Source organism: Pseudomonas syringae, assembly GCF_021606685.1.
GTDB classification, from domain to species: domain Bacteria; phylum Pseudomonadota; class Gammaproteobacteria; order Pseudomonadales; family Pseudomonadaceae; genus Aquipseudomonas; species Aquipseudomonas syringae_R.
Genome location: NZ_WKCB01000002.1, coordinates 16062 through 31186, shown reverse-complemented (window position 1 = coordinate 31186; position 15125 = coordinate 16062). Strand labels below are relative to the sequence as shown.

At 61.1% G+C, this 15125-nt stretch carries 15 protein-coding genes; 7 read left to right on the top strand and 8 right to left on the bottom strand.

Translation table 11 applies throughout. The features are described 5' to 3' along the window. Nucleotides 1–41: 41 nt before the first annotated feature. Nucleotides 42–515, top strand: coding sequence for an Lrp/AsnC family transcriptional regulator (locus GIW02_RS00980; protein ID WP_016974903.1), 474 nt, complete (start codon nt 42–44; stop codon nt 513–515). A 123-nt stretch (nt 516–638) separates the two neighbouring features. On the opposite strand, the gene catA is transcribed toward GIW02_RS00980, so the two are convergent. Genes catA through GIW02_RS00965 form a run of 3 tightly spaced genes read right to left on the bottom strand, consistent with a single transcriptional unit; the run spans nt 639 to nt 3041 of the window. Continuing rightward, entirely contained in the window at nt 639–1568 is a 930-nt protein-coding gene (gene catA / locus GIW02_RS00975) for a catechol 1,2-dioxygenase (RefSeq protein ID WP_236411978.1), read from the bottom strand. Between the two features lie 42 nt (nt 1569–1610). After that, nucleotides 1611–1901: a muconolactone Delta-isomerase gene (catC, locus tag GIW02_RS00970; protein ID WP_236411980.1), complete on the bottom strand. Its 291-nt coding sequence runs from the start codon at nt 1899–1901 to the stop codon at nt 1611–1613. Between the two features lie 12 nt (nt 1902–1913). Then, nucleotides 1914–3041: a muconate cycloisomerase family protein gene (locus GIW02_RS00965; RefSeq protein ID WP_236411983.1), complete on the bottom strand. Its 1128-nt coding sequence runs from the start codon at nt 3039–3041 to the stop codon at nt 1914–1916. Nucleotides 3042–3155: 114 nt separating this feature from the next. Between GIW02_RS00965 and GIW02_RS00960 the strand changes: the two genes are divergently transcribed. Next, nucleotides 3156–4031 (top strand): LysR family transcriptional regulator, encoded by an 876-nt coding sequence (locus GIW02_RS00960; RefSeq protein WP_236411985.1) that lies wholly within the window; start codon nt 3156–3158, stop codon nt 4029–4031. 133 nt (nt 4032–4164) lie between these two features. Here GIW02_RS00960 and GIW02_RS00955 read toward each other — a convergent pair whose 3' ends face one another. Then, nucleotides 4165–5145 (bottom strand): AraC family transcriptional regulator, encoded by a 981-nt coding sequence (locus tag GIW02_RS00955; RefSeq protein ID WP_236411986.1) that lies wholly within the window; start codon nt 5143–5145, stop codon nt 4165–4167. 311 nt (nt 5146–5456) lie between these two features. Here GIW02_RS00955 and antA point away from each other — a divergent pair, with 311 nt between their 5' ends. The 4 genes from antA (at nt 5457) to GIW02_RS00935 (ending at nt 10050) form a co-directional block, all read left to right on the top strand. Further along, nucleotides 5457–6848: an anthranilate 1,2-dioxygenase large subunit gene (antA, locus tag GIW02_RS00950; RefSeq protein ID WP_236411988.1), complete on the top strand. Its 1392-nt coding sequence runs from the start codon at nt 5457–5459 to the stop codon at nt 6846–6848. Next, nucleotides 6848–7339, top strand: coding sequence for an anthranilate 1,2-dioxygenase small subunit (gene antB / locus GIW02_RS00945; RefSeq protein ID WP_236411992.1), 492 nt, complete (start codon nt 6848–6850; stop codon nt 7337–7339). The genes antA and antB overlap by 1 nt, the downstream gene beginning before the upstream one ends. Nucleotides 7340–7567: 228 nt before the next feature. After that, a complete protein-coding gene (gene antC / locus GIW02_RS00940) occupies nt 7568–8575 on the top strand; it encodes an anthranilate 1,2-dioxygenase electron transfer component AntC (RefSeq protein WP_236411994.1) in 1008 nt (335 codons plus the stop codon). Nucleotides 8576–8649: 74 nt separating this feature from the next. Then, nucleotides 8650–10050 (top strand): amino acid permease, encoded by a 1401-nt coding sequence (locus tag GIW02_RS00935; protein WP_236411996.1) that lies wholly within the window; start codon nt 8650–8652, stop codon nt 10048–10050. Nucleotides 10051–10195: 145 nt separating this feature from the next. Here GIW02_RS00935 and kynA read toward each other — a convergent pair whose 3' ends face one another. Beyond that, nucleotides 10196–11053, bottom strand: a complete 858-nt coding sequence (gene kynA / locus GIW02_RS00930; protein WP_236412000.1) for a tryptophan 2,3-dioxygenase — start codon at nt 11051–11053, stop codon at nt 10196–10198. Then, on the bottom strand, nt 11050–11700 hold the full coding sequence (gene kynB, locus GIW02_RS00925; protein WP_236412011.1) for an arylformamidase: 651 nt from the start codon (nt 11698–11700) through the stop codon (nt 11050–11052). Before kynB ends, kynA begins: the two co-directional genes overlap by 4 nt. A gap of 363 nt (nt 11701–12063) precedes the next feature. Here kynB and GIW02_RS00920 point away from each other — a divergent pair, with 363 nt between their 5' ends. Beyond that, the gene (locus GIW02_RS00920; RefSeq protein ID WP_236412013.1) at nt 12064–12408 is read left to right on the top strand and encodes a cupin domain-containing protein; all 345 of its coding nucleotides are present in this window, start codon (nt 12064–12066) and stop codon (nt 12406–12408) included. Nucleotides 12409–12657: 249 nt separating this feature from the next. Here the strand turns inward: GIW02_RS00920 and mmsB are convergent, their stop codons facing one another. Both mmsB and GIW02_RS00910 read right to left on the bottom strand, forming a co-directional pair. Next, the gene (gene mmsB / locus GIW02_RS00915; RefSeq protein WP_236412015.1) at nt 12658–13545 is read right to left on the bottom strand and encodes a 3-hydroxyisobutyrate dehydrogenase; all 888 of its coding nucleotides are present in this window, start codon (nt 13543–13545) and stop codon (nt 12658–12660) included. Nucleotides 13546–13560: 15 nt separating this feature from the next. Next, a complete protein-coding gene (locus tag GIW02_RS00910) occupies nt 13561–15078 on the bottom strand; it encodes a CoA-acylating methylmalonate-semialdehyde dehydrogenase (protein ID WP_236412016.1) in 1518 nt (505 codons plus the stop codon). Between the last annotated feature and the right edge of the window lie 47 nt (nt 15079–15125).

Below are 15125 nucleotides of genomic sequence, written 5' to 3'. Positions count from 1 at the left end.
AATTCGAAGCTAACCCCAAAACACGCGGAATTATTCTAACCATGATTCTTGACGCCACCGACCTGCGCCTCCTGCATTTCCTGCAACAGGATGGCCGTATCAGCAACCAGGAACTGGCGGAAAAAGTCGCCCTTTCGCCCTCCGCCTGCCTGCGCCGTTTGCGCCTGCTGGAGAGCGAAGGAATCATCAGCGGCTATCGCGCAGTGCTCAACGCCGAGCAATTGGGGATCGAACTGGAGGCCATCGTCCACCTGTCGTTACGCCAGGATGTGGAGGATTGGCACGAGACCTTTATCAAGAAGGTGCAAGGCTGGCCAGAGGTGGCCAGCGCCTACGTGATCACCGGCGCCAGCAACTATGTGCTGCGGGTGCAGGCCAGGAATTTGAAACACTTCTCGGACTTTATCGTGAACCACCTGAACCGCACGGCGGGGGTGATGGATATTCGCTCGGAAATTGTGCTGCAGAAGATCAAGGATCGGGACGAGGTGCTCGACCTGGTCATCCGCAAATAACCGCAACACCACAAAACCCTGTGGGAGCGGGCTTGCTCGCGAAAGCGGTGCGCCAGCCAATACATGTGCCGGCTGATCCACCGCCTTCGCGAGCAAGCCCGCTCCCACATTTTTTAATCGCGTTTAATCTTCCAAAGCGCGGACACGTTGCATACGTTTCTGCTCCTGCGGCGCAGCAGCAGATTGCAACTCAAAGTCAAAATCAATCTGCGCAAACCGCCCCTCCACGCCAAACTCCTGCGCCAGTTGCGGGTCGTCACTGAAGCGAATTTGCGCGATCAATTCATCCCGGGTCGCGTAGGCAAAATCATCGTGCAGGTACGGGTCGTCCGACAGGTTGATCTGCGTGGTCAGGTGCCGATGCCCCGGCGCCGAAATGAAGAAGTGAATATGCGCCGGCCGCTGCCCGTGGCGCCCCAGCTGGTCAAGCAACTGTTGGGTGGGGCCGGTCGGCGGGCAACCGTAGCCCGACGGCACGATGCTGCGAAAACGGTAGTTGCCCTGGGCGTCGGTCTGGATGCGCCGACGCAAGTTGAATTCCGATTGCGTCGGGTCGAACCACGAGTACGTGCCACCGGTGTTGGCCTGCCACACATCCACAATCGCGCCTGCCAACGGCTTGCCATCGGTGTCGCGTACCTGGCCGCGCATGAACAGCGGCGCGGCCGCGTCCGTCCCATCATCCAGCCGCGCTTCGTAGGTGCTCAGCGGCGCGCCGGCCACATACAGCGGGCCCTCGATGGTACGTGGGGTGCCGCCGGATTTACCGGCCTCTTCGTCGGCGGCGTCCATCAGCAGGTCCAGGTAATGCTCCAGGCCCAAGCCGGCGGCGAGCAACCCGGCCTCCTGGTTCTTGCCCAGCTCGTTGAGGTAGTTGACCGCCTTCCAGAACTCTTCCGGGGTCACGTCGAGGTCTTCGATGATGTTCACGGTATCGCGCAGGATCCGGTAGATCAGCGCCTTGGTGCGCGGGTTGCCACCGTCGTTGAGGTTGCCACTGGCTTCTTCGAGAAACTGTTGGGCGTGGGCAGTCTGGGACAGTCGGATGGACATGGTGCAATCCTCATCTTGTAATTATTAGTTTGAAAAACAGGCTTAACGGTCATCCTCATGGATCGACGAAGGGTGCCGGCACAGGGCATTCACCTCGATGGCCATGTAGGGATAAAGCGGCAGCTGCATCAGCAGGTCGTGCAGTTCCTGCACACTGTCGACGTCAAACACGCTGTAGTTGGCGTAGAGCCCGGCGATGCGCCACAGGTGGCGCCATTTGCCTTCCTGTTGCAGCTTCTGCGCCAGCGCTTTCTCTTGGGCCTTGAGCCCTGCGGCGCGTTCGGGGTTCATGTCGACGGGCAGGTTCACAGTCATTTTTACGTGGAACAACATGGCGGGCGCCTCTTAGTGTTTATCACGACGGAAGAACGCCAGGCGCTCTTCATCGATAGCCAGGCCCAGGCCTGGCAAGGTGGAGACATGCAGCTGGAAATCACGGTAAAGCGGCGGCTCGGTAAGGATGTCTTCAGTCAGCAGCAGCGGGCCGAACAACTCGGTGTCCCACGCCAGCTTGCTCAGGGTCAGAAACGCATGCGCCGAGGCCAGCGTGCCGATGCCGCCTTCAAGCATGGTGCCGCCATACAGGCCGATGCCCGCCGCTTCGGCAATCGCCGCCGTGCGCAACACCGCGCGGGGGCCGCCATTCTTGGCGATCTTGAGGGCGAACACTGAAGCCGCGCCTTCGCGGGCCAGGTTGAAGGCATCTTCGACGCATTCGATCGACTCATCAGCCATGATCGGCGCCGGGCTCGACAGGTTCAGCCGGGCCATGCCGCCGCGGTTGTTGCGCGAGATGGGCTGCTCGATCAGGTCGATGCCGTTATCGCCCAGCACCTTGCATGCGCGCAGGGCCACGGCTTCGTCCCAGGCCTGGTTGACGTCGACGCGCACGCTGGCGCGATCGCCCAAGGCCTTTTTGATCGCGATCACGTGGGCCAGGTCGTGGCTGACTTCACCGGCGCCGATCTTCAATTTGAAGATGCGGTGGCGGCGCAGGTCGAGCATTTTTTCGGCCTCGGCAATGTCTTGTTCGGTGTTGCCACTGGCCAGCGTCCAGGCCACCGGCAAGGCATCGCGCACACGGCCGCCGAGCAGTTCACTGACCGGCATGTTCAGGCGTTTGCCCAAGGCATCAAGCAAGGCACTTTCGATGCCGGACTTGGCAAAGGTGTTACCGCGAATGCTGCGCTCCAGGCGCAACATGGCGGCATTGATATTGCTCGCGTCCTGGCCGATCAATAAGGGCGCGAAGTGGCGGTCGATGTTGACCTTGATGCTGTCTGGGCTTTCGTTGCCGTAGCTCAGGCCACCAATGGTGGTGGCCTCACCGATGCCTTCGATGCCGTCGGCGCAGCGCACGCGGATGATCACCAGGGTCTGGTTTTGCATGGTGTGCATCGCCAGTTTGTGCGGGCGGATGGTGGGGAGGTCGACGATGATGGTGTCGATCGACTCGATGGCGCAAATCGGCATGGCAATACCCGTTGGGTTCTTTATAGATTTGCGTCGATTCTGTGCCGCAATTTTGCTGGCTTCCAATATAGAATTGGTCTCACGCAATACCCTCAAGGTATGAAAGGAGCCGTTATGGAACTGCGTCATCTGCGCTATTTCCAGGTGTTGGGGGAAACCCTCAACTTCACCCGTGCCGCCGAACGCCTGCACATTGCCCAGCCACCGTTGAGCCGGCAGATCCAGCAATTGGAGGATGAGCTGGGGGTGATTCTGCTGGAGCGTGGCCGCCCGTTGCGGTTGACCGAGGCTGGGCGGTTTTTCTTTGAGCACGCCAATGTGCTGCTCGAGCAGCTGAACAAGGTCTGCGACAGCACCCGCCGGATTGGCCAGGGTGAAAAGACCTGGCTGGGCATCGGCTTTGCGCCGTCGACCCTGTACGGCGTGCTGCCGGAGCTGATCCGGCGGCTGCGCAACCATGACACCCTGGAGCTGGAGTTGGGGCTGTCGGAAATGACCACCTTGCAGCAGGTCGAAGCGCTCAAGGCCGGGCGCATTGATGTGGGTTTCGGGCGCATTCGCATCGACGATCCGGCGATTGTCCAGCGCGTGCTGGTGGAAGACCGACTGGTGGCCGTGCTGCCCGCCGGTCACCCGTTGCTCGAGGCCCCCGCCACCCTTGCGCAACTGGCCGCCGAACCGTTCGTGCTCTACCCCGGCAACCCGCGCCCCAGCTATGCCGACCATGTGATCGCGCTGTTCGACGCCCACGGCTTGAGCCTCAAGGTGGCGCAGTGGACCAACGAGTTGCAGACCGCCATCGGCCTGGTTGGCGCCGGGATGGGGGTGACGCTGGTGCCGGCCTCGGTGCAGGTGTTGCATCGTGCGGATATCGGCTATACGCCGGTGCTGGAGGCTACTGCGACTTCGCCGATCATTCTGAGTCGGCGGGTGAATGATCAGTCGCCCGGGCTGAGTCATTGTTTGCAGTTGGTCGAAGAGCTGATCTGAGACCTCCCAAACACCACAAGACGAATGTGGGAGCGGGCTTGTTCGCGAATGCGGTGTATCAGCCAGTACCTCCGACGACTGGCCCCCCGCATTCGCGAGCAAGCCCGCTCCCACATTTGGATCGTCATCAGGTTCAGAGACTGCGCAGGCGCTTGCGCTGCAAGGTTTGGCTGGGGGACTCATCAAAGAGTTTTCGATACTCCGCCGAGAACCGCCCCAAGTGCGTAAAGCCCCAGCCCAGGGCGATCTCGGAGATGGTGCGGATTGAACCGTGCTCGAGAATTTCCTGACGCACGCCACCCAACCGGTACTTCTTGAGGTAGGCCATGGGCGACAGCGCGAAGTATTTGCGAAACGCATCGAACAGCTTGAACCGCGACACACCGGTGGCGGCTTCCAGGTCTTCCAGGTGCACGGCTTCGCGGGCGTTGTCGTGGATATACTGCCGCGCACGGAGCAGATAGTGCGGCAGCTTCACGCCGAGCACAGCGCGCAATTCTTCTGAATAGTTGTTCGGCTGGGCGAGGATCAGGCCCTTGATCAGCGAGCTTTCCAGGTCGCGGGTAAAGGCGGCCTGCTCATACAGCTCGCTGCCGTGCTCCAGCTCCGCAATGAAGTAACGCGCCATGCGCCACCATGACGCTGCAGCGCCGTCCACCGCGTCCATCACCGACTCAAAGCGCAGCGGTGCGTCAATCGGCCGTTGCAGCAGGCCTTCCAGCGACTCACTCATCGCCGCGCGCGTGATCACTACCTGCAGTTTTCGGCAGTCGCCGGAAATCGCCAGCACCTGATGCTCATTGGGCGAGATGATTACGCCTTGGTCACGGTTGGAACTCAGGCGCTCGCCGTTCCTGCTCAGCTCTTGTTCGCCGACCAGCGGCAGGCTCAGGCTGTAGCTGCTGAAATGCTCGGCGTCTTCGATGTCGATGGTCACGTCAGTGCCGTACTCAATCACGCCCAGGGTCGTGGCGCGGGACTTGAACACGTTGGCGCTGTGGTGAAAACGCAGGCGCTCAGGCGTGGCCGTGGCCAGGCGGTGCGGCCCGCAGATGCCGGACATCCAGCTACGGGCGCCCTCCAGGTCGAAGCGTTGAATCGTTTGGCTGCTCATCGGGTGCACCCACGGCGGTTAGGCGTTTGCGCGCTCTGACGGCGCGTCGTCATGGTTCGATAGCAAGTAATGCGCCACGCCGGCGATATGGCCACTGGGTGGATAACAACCGTCGACTAAGTGGATAAATCGCGGGTTTTTACCCCGTTTGCGCCGCCAGACAGTAGCGCATCGCGTCACCGCTCTGCACCGGGTTGGGTATTTGCTGCCCAATTTTGCGGCCCATCTTCACGCATTAACCGGATAGCCCCCCGCCTCGCCACCGCCGCTTAATGGCCGACGTGTTCAGCCATTATCAAAAGGTGCCTCCCATGAGTGGTGCAAGAAGCGTCGAGCAGTGGAAAAGTTTTATCGAAAGCTGCCTGGATTTTCGCCCGGCAGACGCAGTGTTCCGTATCGCCCGCGACATGTTCACCGAGCCGCAACTGTTCGATCTGGAGATGGAGCTGATCTTCGAAAAGAACTGGATCTACGCCTGCCACGAAAGCGAGCTGGCCAATAACCACGACTTCGTGACGATGCGCGCCGGGCGCCAGCCGATGATCATCACCCGCGACGGCGAGGGCCAGCTCAATGCGCTGATCAACGCTTGCCAGCATCGCGGCACCACCCTCACCCGTGTCGGCAAGGGCAACCAGTCGACCTTCACCTGCCCGTTCCACGCCTGGTGCTACAAGAGCGATGGCCGCCTGGTGAAGGTCAAGGCGCCGGGGGAATACCCGGAAGGTTTCGACAAGGCCACCCGCGGCCTGAAAAAGGCGCGCATCGAAAGCTACAAGGGCTTCGTTTTCATCAGCCTGGATGTGAAGGGCACCAACAGCCTGGAAGACTTCCTCGGCGACGCCACAGTGTTCTTCGACATGATGGTCGCGCAGTCCGCCACCGGCGAGCTGGAAGTGCTGCCAGGCAAATCCGCCTACACCTACGACGGCAACTGGAAGCTGCAGAATGAAAACGGCCTGGACGGTTATCACGTCAGCACCGTGCACTACAACTACGTGGCCACGGTGCAGCATCGCCAGCAAGTAAATACCGAAAACGGTACCGGCGCCGGCAGCACCCTGGACTACAGCAAGCTCGGCGCCGGCGACGCGAATACCGATGACGGCTGGTTCGCCTTCAACAACGGCCACAGCCTGTTGTTCAGTGACATGCCCAACCCCAGCGTACGCTCCGGCTACGCCACCATCATGCCGCGCCTGGTGGAGGAGCACGGCCAGCCGAAGGCCGAATGGATGATGCACCGCCTGCGCAACTTGAATATCTACCCGAGCCTGTTCTTCCTCGACCAGATCAGCTCGCAGCTGCGCATCATCCGCCCGGTGGCGTGGAACAAGACCGAGATCATCAGCCAATGCCTGGGGGTGAAAAACGAGTCCGACGCCGACCGTGAAAACCGCATCCGCCAGTTCGAGGATTTCTTCAACGTGTCCGGCATGGGCACGCCGGATGACCTGGTGGAGTTCCGCGAAGCCCAGCGCGGTTTCCAGGGCAGGCTTGAACGCTGGAGCGACATCTCACGCGGCAGCCATCGCTGGGAGACCGGGCCCACGCCCAACAGCGAGGCCATCGGCATCCAACCGGCCATGACCGGCACCGAATTCACCCACGAGGGCCTGTACGTCAACCAGCACCGGAACTGGCAGCAATTTTTGCTCAAAGGCCTCGACCAGCAAGCGCTGAAACTGCGGGAGGTGGAATGATGAATGCGCAATTGCAGTACCGGATCGAGCAGTTTTTCTACCGTAAATCGGAGCTGTGCGACGCCCAGGATTGGGACGCCTATGTGCAGCTGTTCGACCCGCAGAGTGAATTTCACCTGCCGCAATGGGACTCCGAACACGTGTACACCCGCGACCCCAAGCGCGAGATGTCGCTGATCTACTACGCCAACCGCTCGGGCCTGGAAGACCGCGTGTTCCGCCTGCGCACCGGCAAGGCGGCGTCGGCCACGCCGATGCCGCGCACCTTGCACCTGATCAACAACGTGCGCATCGCCGAGCAGGCGGACGGCACGCTGGAGGTACGGCTGAACTGGCACACGCTGTTCTATCGCCTGGCCACGTCGGAGCAGTTCTACGGGCCTGCCACTTACCGCCTCAAACCCCACGGCGACAGCTGGCTGATCACGCGCAAGCACGCCTTGCTGCTCAACGACACCATCAACTCGGTGCTGGATTTCTATCACCTTTGAATAAGCGCTTTGTGCCGACTGGCCTGGCGGGCTTGTTGTGGCAAACGAGCTTGTTGTGGCGAGCGGGCTTGCCCGCGTTGGTCTGCGGAGCAGACCCAAAAAAGCCTGCGCATTCTTTGCTGGCAGAACGCGGTGCCTGGGCCAAGGGCCGCTTCGCGCCCCAACGCGGGCAAGCCCGCTCGCCACAAGAAGCCCATTCACCACAAAAAAACAGGTGGAGTACAAAAAATGAATCACAAAGTGGCCCTGAGTTTTGCCGACGGCAAGACCCTGTTTTTCCCAGTGGGCGCCAATGAAATCCTGCTGGATGCGGCCCTGCGCAATGGCATCAAGATCCCTTTGGATTGCCGCGAAGGCGTGTGCGGCACCTGCCAGGGCCGCTGCGAATCCGGCGATTACACCCAGGATTATGTGGATGAGGAAGCCCTCTCCAGCCTCGACCTGCAACAGCGCAAGATGCTCAGTTGCCAGACCCGGGTGCAGTCCGACGCCGCGTTCTACTTCGACTTTGATTCAAGCCTGTGCAATGCGCCGGGCCCGGTGCAGGTGCGCGGCACGGTGAGCGAGGTGCAGCAAGTTTCGAGCAGCACGGCCACCTTGCTGGTGCAGCTGGATGAGCCGCTGGATTTTCTGCCCGGCCAATACGCAAGGCTGGCGGTGCCCGGCACCGACAGCTGGCGCTCGTACTCCTTCGCCAATCGGCCGGGCAATCAATTGCAGTTTCTGGTGCGCCTGCTGCCCGACGGGGTGATGAGCAACTACCTGCGCGAGCGCTGCCAGGTCGGTGATGAAGTGCTGATGGAGGCGCCCTTGGGTGCGTTTTATCTGCGCCATGTCACCCAGCCGCTGGTGCTGGTGGCAGGCGGCACCGGGTTGTCGGCCTTGCTGGGGATGCTCGATGAACTGGCCGCCAACGGCTGCGACCAGCCGGTGCACTTGTACTATGGCGTACGCAATGCCGAGGACCTGTGCGAAGCACAACGCATCAATGGGTACGCGTCGAACATACCCAATTTTCGCTACACCGAGGTCCTCAGCAACCCATCACCCGAGTGGCCCGGCAAGCGCGGCTACCTCACCGAGCATTTCGACTTGGCCGAATTGCGCGATCAATCGGCGGATATGTACGTGTGCGGCCCCCCTCCGATGGTCGAATCCATCCAGCAATGGCTGGCGGATCAGGCACTTGATGGCGTTCAGCTGTATTACGAAAAGTTTACGCAGAGTAATATCTGACACCTCAGCAGTTCTGGGGGGCGGGTGCGGCGTGCAATCAACCCTGAGAAATACAAAAGTAGAAGGGAATGTTAATGGCGGATGACATGGTTAACCCGGTGGGCCTCAAGCGTGGCCTGAAGAACCGGCATATTCAGCTGATCGCCTTGGGAGGGGCGATCGGCACGGGGTTGTTCCTCGGCTCGGCCGGGGTGCTCAAGTCCGCGGGACCGTCGATGATCCTCGGCTACGCAATTGCCGGGTTTATCGCGTTCCTGATCATGCGCCAGCTCGGCGAGATGATCGTCGAAGAGCCGGTGGCCGGCTCCTTCAGCCACTTCGCACACAAATACTGGGGCGGTTACGCGGGCTTCCTGGCGGGCTGGAACTACTGGGTGCTCTACGTGCTGGTGGGTATGGCCGAACTGACGGCCGTGGGCAAGTACATCCAGTTCTGGTGGCCGGAGATCCCTACGTGGGTCAGCGCGCTGGTGTTCTTTGTCGCGGTGAACCTGATCAACACCTTGAACGTGAAGTTCTTCGGTGAAGCCGAATTCTGGTTTGCGATCATCAAAGTGGTGGCGATTGTCGGCATGATCGTGCTCGGCTGCTACCTGCTGTTCAGCGGCACTGGCGGCCCGCAAGCCTCGGTGAGCAACCTGTGGAGCCACGGCGGGTTCTTCCCGAATGGCGGCATGGGGCTGTTGATGTCCATGGCGTTCATCATGTTCTCGTTCGGTGGCCTGGAGCTGGTGGGCATCACCGCTGCCGAGGCCAGCGAGCCGCGCAAAGTGATCCCCAAGGCAATCAACCAGGTGGTGTACCGGATCCTGATTTTCTACGTCGGCGCCCTGACCGTGCTGCTGTCGCTGTACCCATGGGACCAACTGCTGCAAACCCTCGGCGCGTCAGGCGATGCCTACAGCGGCAGCCCGTTTGTGCAGATCTTCTCGCTGATCGGCAACGATACCGCCGCGCACATCCTTAACTTCGTGGTGCTGACCGCGGCGCTGTCGGTGTACAACAGCGGCGTGTACTGCAACAGCCGCATGCTGTTCGGCCTGGCCGAGCAAGGCGATGCGCCCAAGGCGCTGATGAAGCTCAACAAACAAGGCGTGCCGCTGCGCGCCCTGGCGATTTCGGCGTTGGTGACCATGCTGTGCGTGGTGGTCAACTACGTGGCGCCGCAAAGTGCCCTGGAGCTGCTGTTTGCGCTGGTGGTTGCCTCGCTGATGATCAACTGGGCGCTGATCAGCATCACCCATATCAAGTTCCGCAAGGCCATGGGCGAGCAAGGCGTAACGCCGTCGTTCAAGACCTTCTGGTTCCCGTTCAGCAACTACCTGTGCCTGGCGTTCATGCTGATGATCATCAGCGTGATGCTGGCGATCCCGGGCATTCGCGAGTCGGTGTATGCGATGCCGGTGTGGGTGGCGGTTATCTATGTGGCGTATCGGTTGCGGATGAAAAACGCGAAAGTAGCCGTGACGCAGTAACCCCTGTGGGAGCGGGCTTGCTCGCGAATACGGAGTGTCAGTCACCGGATGTGCTGGCTGACTCACCGCATTCGCGAGCAAGCCCGCTCCCACATTTTTGATTGCATTGCACATGAAAAAGCCCCGGTAATCCGGGGCTTTTTGTTTAGAGCGTAGAACGCACTCGCCATAGCTCGGGGAACAGCACGGTATCGAGCATCTTGCGCAAATACCCCACGCCTTCTGTCCCACCGGTACCTGGCTGGAAGCCGATGATTCGCTCCACCGTGGTCACATGCCGAAAGCGCCACTGGCGGAATGAATCCTCCAGGTCGATAAACTTCTCGGCCAACTGATACAAGTCCCAGTAACGGCTCGGGTCGCGATACACCTCGCGCCACGCCGCCTCCACGGATTCATCGTGAACCGTGGGCGCCGTCGGATCGCGCTCAGCGCGTTTCGGGTCAATCGTCAGGCCGGCCTTGGCCATCAGGTTGATCGCCTCGTCATACAATGACGGCGTGGCAATCGCCACTTTCAACTCGTTCAACAGCTCCGGGCGATGCGCATGCGGCCGCAACAGCGCCGCGCTTTTGTTGCCGAGGATGAATTCAATCTCACGGTACTGGAACGACTGGAACCCCGACGACTGCCCCAGGAACGGCCGGATCGACTTGTACTCCGACGGTGTCATGGTGGCCAGCACCGCCCACGCGTGCACCAATTGATCAAAGATCCGCGACACCCGCGCCAGCATCTTGAACGCCGGCGGCAACTCACCCAGGCGCACGTGTTCGCGGGCGGCCTTGAGTTCGTGGAGCATCAGTTTCATCCACAGCTCGGACGTCTGGTGCTGGATGATGAAGAGCATTTCGTTGTGGTCCGGCGACAGCGGGTGCTGGGCGCTGAGGACTTTACCCAGGTCCAGGTAATCGCCATAGCTCATGGACTCGGAAAAATTCAACTCGGCGTTATGCCACTCTTCGGGTGGCTGATAATCGGCAGAAAAAGGACACTGGCTCATCGCGTGGGCTCCTTGAGCGGGCGCAAAATGGCGCGGACGGGGCTGGCGTCGAGGTTGGCAAAGCGTAGCGGCAGCGCGATCAGTTCATAGTCGCCCTCCGGTACGTCATCGAGCACGATGCCTTCGAGAATCGCCATGCCATGGCGGGCCACGGCGGTGTGAGAATCCATGGTCTTGGACTGTTGCGGGTCCAGGGACGGGGTGTCGATACCAATCAGGCGCACGCCCAGGCTGGCGAGCAGCTCGATGGTTTGCGGGGCGATCGCGGTGAAATTTGAATCCCATTCAGTCAACGGCGCTTGTGGATAAGTACGCAGCAGCACCCGCTCGGGCAAGTTATCCACACGGCCTTGCAGTTGATGCGGCTGCACCAGCGCGCCGCTGTCCAGGCAATGCAGCACGCGGCACGCGCCCATGTACACGTCCAGCGACACCTCGCCGATCGGCGCGCCGTCCGCGCTGTAATGCAGCGGCGCATCCACATGAGCGCCGGTGTGCGGCGAGAATGTCACGCGCCCCACGTTAACCGGGCACTCCGGGCCGAACTGCCACACACGCTCTTCCTGAAACGGCGTGTCGCCCGGCCAGGTCGGGGTCGCCGTGCTCAAGGGCGGGCTGATGTCCCACCACGTTTTTATTGGGTTCATTTCAAGGCTCTCACTCGTTCTGGGGTGAATGATACGAGGGCCGGCTGCGAATTTTCTTGCGAATTCTGGCGCCAAGCGGGAAATCTTTCGCACTTACTGCGAGGAAATGGCCAATTCGCGCTCGGAAATGCCGTACGAGATCCAATGTGGGAGGGGGCTTGCTCCCGATAGCAGTGGGTCAGGCAAGAGCTTTGGCGACTGGTACACCGCTATCGGGAGCAAGCCCCCTCCCACAATGACCTCACAGCGCCTGAGGCACCGCATTCGCCTGCGCTTCTGGGCATCCCGATGTCGAGTTCAGACCACTGAACCGCCCACCGACCCTATAGGGTTCGACTCTCGATCCCCTGCCTCGGAGACATCATGTCCAAGCCCATCACCGTACTGCGCGACACCCACCCCCTGCCCGTCCTGGATGCCTGCAAATGGGAAAAGCTCGAAGGCGACCCGCACACCGTCAACCTCAACGCCTACACCAGCGAAGACGGCAGCAAGATCATGGGCACCTGGATCTGCACACCCGGCAAGTGGTACGTGGAGTACGTGAAGTGGGAATACTGCCATTTCCAGGAAGGCTACTGCGTGATCACCCCGCAAGGCATGGAGCCGATCCACCTGCGGGCTGGGGATATCTTCGTGGTGGAACCGGGGATGAAGGGGACGTGGGAAGTGGTCGAGACAGTGCGTAAGTATTTCGTGTTTGCGTGAGTCACCCCCACTGCGAACCGCACTCTTGTGGCGAGCCGGCCTGTCGTGGCGAGCGGGCTTGCCCGCGTTGGGCTGCGTAGCAGCCCCCCATCCAGACACTGCTACCTTTCAGACCGATTGGGGTGAGGGCATATGGGGCTGCTTCGCAGCCCAACGCGGGCAAGCCCGCTCGCCACAACAAGCCCGCTCTCTACGACAAGCCCGCTCGCCACAAAAAAGCGGTTTGCCGCCGTTGAACCCATCAACGCACTACTTGGGCTTGCGATAGCTGTTGATGATCGCCGAGAAGTCCTTGCCGCCTTCCCCGCGTTGACTCATCGATTGATACAACTGCTGGGCCACGGCGCCGAGGATTACCGGCTGCTTGGCCTGGCGCGCGGCTTCGGTGGCCAGGCCCAGGTCCTTGAGCATCAGGTCGGCGCCAAACCCACCGGTATAACCACGCGATGACGGCGCGGTTTCAATCACGCCAGGCCAAGGGTTGTAGGTGTCCGAACTCCAGCAGCGCCCGGTGGAGCTGTTGATGATGCCGGCCAGCACTTGCGTGTCGATGCCCAGTGCATCGCCCAGGGCCATGGCCTCGCTGACGCCGACCATACTGATCCCCAGCAACAGGTTGTTGCAGATCTTGGCAATCTGGCCGGTGCCCACGTCACCGCAATGCACGATATTGCGACCCATCTGCGCCAGCACCGGTTGCAGGGTGGCGTACAGTTCCGGGGTGGCGCCGACCATGAAGGTCAACGTCCCTGCGCTAGCGCCGCCGGTGCCGCCAGAGACTGGAGCATCAGCTATCACCACACCTTGCTTGGCCGCCGCAGCGGCAACGTCGCGGATGGTTTGCGGGTCGATGGTGCTGCAATCCACGGCCGGCACGCCTTCACCAATCCCGGCGAGCACACCGTCTTCATTCAGCCAAACGCTGCGCACATGGGCGGCGGCGGGCAGCATGGTAATTACCAGCTCGGCGCCTTGTGCAGCTTCACGCGGTGAGCCTGTGACGGTGGCGCCCAGTTCTGCGAACTCCTTGAACACGCCTGGATTAACGTCGAACACATTCAACTTATTCCCTGCCAAAAGCAGGTTGCGGGCCATGGGCGCGCCCATGTTGCCCAAGCCGATAAATGCAATCTTCATGGTCGTCTTCCGGAATCAGCGCAGGTTGATGGTGGTGTTGACGCCATCGTTGACCGTGTCGTCATCGAACCAGCGGCTGGTGACGGTTTTGGTCTGGGTATAGAACTGCACCACTTGCTTGCCGTACGGGCCCAGGTCACCGAGCTTGGAACCCCGCGAACCGGTAAAGCTGAAGAACGGCACCGGCACCGGGATCGGGATGTTGATGCCGACCTGGCCTACATCGATTTCGCTCTGGAACTTACGCGCCGCCGCCCCGCTTTGGGTGAACAGGCCAGTGCCGTTGCCGAACGGGTTGGCGTTGACCAGCGCGATGGCCTCATCCAGGGTCGCCACTTCCAGCACCACCAGTACCGGGCCGAAGATTTCCTGGGTGTAGATCTGCATGTCGGTAGTCACGCCCGAGAACAGGGTCGGCCCGACAAAGTTACCTTGCTCGAAGCCCGGCACCTTGATGTCGCGGCCATCCAGCTCCAGCTTGGCGCCTTCCTTCACACCGCTTTCGATCAGTTCCAGGATGCGTGCCTTGGCGCGCTTGGAAATCACCGGGCCAACGTCCGTGCCCGCTTCGCTGCCGGCATTGACCTTGAGTTTTTGCGCCAGCGCTTTCAGATCCGGCAGCCATTGCTTGGCCGCGCCCACCAGCACCACCACGGAAGTGGCCATGCAACGCTGGCCCGCCGCGCCAAAACCGGCACCGACCAGCGCATTGAGGGTGTGTTCGCGGTTGGCATCCGGCAGCACCACGGCGTGGTTCTTGGCGCCCATCATCGACTGCACGCGCTTGCCGTGTTTACCGGCCAGGTCGTACACGTGAGTGCCCACGGCGGTCGAGCCGACGAAGGACACGGCCTTGATGTCTTTATGGGTGCACAGCGCATCCACTACATCCTTGCCGCCGTGCACCACGTTGAGCACGCCAGGCGGTACACCGGCTTCCAGCGCCAGCTCCACCAGCAGCAGGGTCGACAGCGGGTCTTGCTCGGACGGTTTGAGCACGAAGGTATTCCCGCAGGCAATCGCCATGGGGAACATCCACAGCGGAATCATCGCCGGGAAGTTAAACGGGGTAATACCCGCACACACACCGATGGGCTGGCGCAGGGTGTAGGTGTCGACGCCACCGGCGACGTTTTCAGCGAATTCGCCCATCTGCAAGGTACCGATGGAGCACGCGTGCTCGACCACTTCCAGGCCACGGAAAATATCGCCCTCGGCATCGGCAATGGTCTTGCCCTGCTCGTTGCTGAGGACTACGGCGATGCGCTTGGAGTGTTCGCGAATCAAGGCTTGCAGCTTGAGCATGATGCGCATGCGGGCGCCGATCGGCGTCAGCTTCCAGGTCTGGAAAGCTTTGTGGGCGGCGTCGATGGCAGCGTTGACTTCATCGGCGGTGGCAAACGGGACTTTGGCCAGCACCTGCTGGGTGGCCGGGTTGACGATGTCTTGCCAGTGGGTGGTCTTGGACTCGACCCATTCACCATTGATCAGCAACTTGACCGGTTGCACGGAAATATCGGCAGAAGCGTTCATGTAGTCTCCAAATCTTATAGTTATGCAGATACAAGGCGCGTAAACCG

Coding starts and splice junctions, on each gene's coding strand:
- catA (WP_236411978.1), bottom strand. CDS start 1,568: ATGTCCATCCGACTGTCCCAGACTGCCCACGCCCAACAGTTTCTCGAA.
- GIW02_RS00955 (WP_236411986.1), bottom strand. CDS start 5,145: ATGAGCAGCCAAACGATTCAACGCTTCGACCTGGAGGGCGCCCGTAGC.
- GIW02_RS00980 (WP_016974903.1), top strand. CDS start 42: ATGATTCTTGACGCCACCGACCTGCGCCTCCTGCATTTCCTGCAACAG.
- kynA (WP_236412000.1), bottom strand. CDS start 11,053: ATGAGCCAGTGTCCTTTTTCTGCCGATTATCAGCCACCCGAAGAGTGG.
- GIW02_RS00960 (WP_236411985.1), top strand. CDS start 3,156: ATGGAACTGCGTCATCTGCGCTATTTCCAGGTGTTGGGGGAAACCCTC.
- antA (WP_236411988.1), top strand. CDS start 5,457: ATGAGTGGTGCAAGAAGCGTCGAGCAGTGGAAAAGTTTTATCGAAAGC.
- antB (WP_236411992.1), top strand. CDS start 6,848: ATGAATGCGCAATTGCAGTACCGGATCGAGCAGTTTTTCTACCGTAAA.
- antC (WP_236411994.1), top strand. CDS start 7,568: ATGAATCACAAAGTGGCCCTGAGTTTTGCCGACGGCAAGACCCTGTTT.
- catC (WP_236411980.1), bottom strand. CDS start 1,901: ATGTTGTTCCACGTAAAAATGACTGTGAACCTGCCCGTCGACATGAAC.
- GIW02_RS00920 (WP_236412013.1), top strand. CDS start 12,064: ATGTCCAAGCCCATCACCGTACTGCGCGACACCCACCCCCTGCCCGTC.
- GIW02_RS00935 (WP_236411996.1), top strand. CDS start 8,650: ATGGCGGATGACATGGTTAACCCGGTGGGCCTCAAGCGTGGCCTGAAG.
- GIW02_RS00910 (WP_236412016.1), bottom strand. CDS start 15,078: ATGAACGCTTCTGCCGATATTTCCGTGCAACCGGTCAAGTTGCTGATC.
- GIW02_RS00965 (WP_236411983.1), bottom strand. CDS start 3,041: ATGCCGATTTGCGCCATCGAGTCGATCGACACCATCATCGTCGACCTC.
- mmsB (WP_236412015.1), bottom strand. CDS start 13,545: ATGAAGATTGCATTTATCGGCTTGGGCAACATGGGCGCGCCCATGGCC.
- kynB (WP_236412011.1), bottom strand. CDS start 11,700: ATGAACCCAATAAAAACGTGGTGGGACATCAGCCCGCCCTTGAGCACG.